At 56.7% G+C, this 1,654-nt stretch carries 2 protein-coding genes; one reads left to right on the top strand and one right to left on the bottom strand.

Annotated elements, in window-relative coordinates:
- Window positions 1-294: 294 nt before the first annotated feature.
- The gene (locus GXX82_02035; protein NLT21806.1) at window positions 295-837 is read left to right on the top strand and encodes an arginine decarboxylase, pyruvoyl-dependent; all 543 of its coding nucleotides are present in this window, start codon (window positions 295-297) and stop codon (window positions 835-837) included.
- Window positions 838-868: 31 nt separating this feature from the next.
- Here GXX82_02035 and GXX82_02040 read toward each other — a convergent pair whose 3' ends face one another.
- The gene (locus GXX82_02040; GenBank protein NLT21807.1) at window positions 869-1,456 is read right to left on the bottom strand and encodes an SGNH/GDSL hydrolase family protein; all 588 of its coding nucleotides are present in this window, start codon (window positions 1,454-1,456) and stop codon (window positions 869-871) included.
- Between the last annotated feature and the right edge of the window lie 198 nt (window positions 1,457-1,654).

A 1,654-nucleotide genomic window follows, 5' to 3' on the forward strand; every position in this document is an offset into this window, starting at 1 on the left:
CATCGAGGGTGATTATTCCCGGCTGGCCGAGGACCACAAGCAAGACCTGCAGAAGTGGAACGAAGTCCTCGACAAAAAATAGGCCCTCTCCCTATCTGCAGAGCATTGTGAAATATTGTGAAAGTTGCCTTGTGCAGACGGCGCTATCGTGGTATGCTGACGACCGTGAAGCGTAAGGCGTAGGGCGTAAGGCACCGGAATCCTTCAAGGGTGAACGATCGTCCCGCACTCCTTACGCCTTGCGTTTCAGGCCCGACGGTCCTGTCAAGTCTTTCCGGAAAGGAGATTCAGCAAATGTATATCGCGAGCAAGATGTTCCTTACAAAAGGGGTGGGCCAGAGCAAGGAGAAGCTGGTGAGTTTCGAGCTGGCCCTTCGCAATGCAAAGATAGCTCCCTTTAACATTGTCAAGGTATCGAGCATCTTCCCTCCCCAATGCGAGATCGTACCGGCAAAACAGGGGCTCAAGAAACTGACTCCCGGCCAGATAGTGCATGCCGTCCTGGCCGAGGCCTCCACCGATGAACATCACCGCCTCGTTACGGCATCTGTCGGGGTCGCCATTCCCAAGGACCGCGATCGCTTTGGATACCTTTCCGAATATCACAGCCACGGAGAAGATGAAAAGACAGCCGGTGATTACGCAGAAGACATCGCCGCCCAGATGCTGGCAACCATCCTGGGACTCGAATTCGACGTCAACGAAAGCTATAACAAGCGGCTCGACGTGTGGAAGTTGAGCGACGAGATAGTTCAGACACGCAACATCACGCAGACAAGCGTCGGCAAGAAGGGCGTCTGGACGACGGTGATCGCCGCGGCCATCCTTATACCCTAACAACAGCCGTTCCGGATCAAAAAAAAGAGGGTTAGCGGTCTTCGGTTGCGTGTGATGACCCCGGGAGGAGTTTGCTCAGACCCTTCAGGATGGCTTCGGCGATGACCTCGTGGCCCCTGTCGTTGGGGTATCTCGGGTCGGGGCCAGTAAGGTCTTTGCCCGTGAGACCCTTCTCTTCCAGGTAGCCCGCGAAATGATGGTGCACCGGTATCAGAAGGCAGTCAAGGTCGGAGGCGACTGTGCTGAGGGAGCGGTAGAAGATGTTGACGGCATCCATGTCGTAGGGGTCGTCGAAGGTATGCGATGTGGCAAGGACGACCTGAGGACCGAATCGCAGCCTTGCCAGCCGTATCATCTGCACCAGGTTCTCCTGGAACTCCGAGCGATACACGCCCTGAAACGCATCGTCGACGCCGAAACTAAACAGCAGGATGTCGGGCCGAAAGGGATCGATATCCACAACGAACGTCGCGACGCCATCGAAGGTGGTCTCCCTGTGCCTCGACCTCACGATGACCTCCACCGCCCTCGGGAGAAGGCGTTCCGCCACAATATCGGCATACCGCCGCGTCGCGCCATAACCGGCCGCAATGCTCCCCCCGCGGATAAGTAACTTCATCCCTCACCCCCTGCCAGACGGTCCGTACCCATGATCTCTTACATAACACGATCGGAGAAGCCCCGCAACGGGTAAAACCCTCCTTGCCTCCAGCGCTGCCAGGTCTTCGCGCTTGCCCGTGAAGCTTCACCGGCATCGCTGTGTTATACTCAACAGGAGAGAGATCAGCATTTTCGCCGGGGAGGTAAACATGAGAAG

The sequence above is a fragment of the Syntrophorhabdus sp. genome, from assembly GCA_012719415.1.
Classification (GTDB): Bacteria; Desulfobacterota; Syntrophorhabdia; order Syntrophorhabdales; family Syntrophorhabdaceae; genus Delta-02.

What these genes read in the sequence shown, in the direction of transcription:
- GXX82_02035 (NLT21806.1), top strand. Translation starts at nt 295, where the DNA reads ATGTATATCGCGAGCAAGATGTTCCTTACAAAAGGGGTGGGCCAGAGC.
- GXX82_02040 (NLT21807.1), bottom strand. Translation starts at nt 1,456, where the DNA reads ATGAAGTTACTTATCCGCGGGGGGAGCATTGCGGCCGGTTATGGCGCG.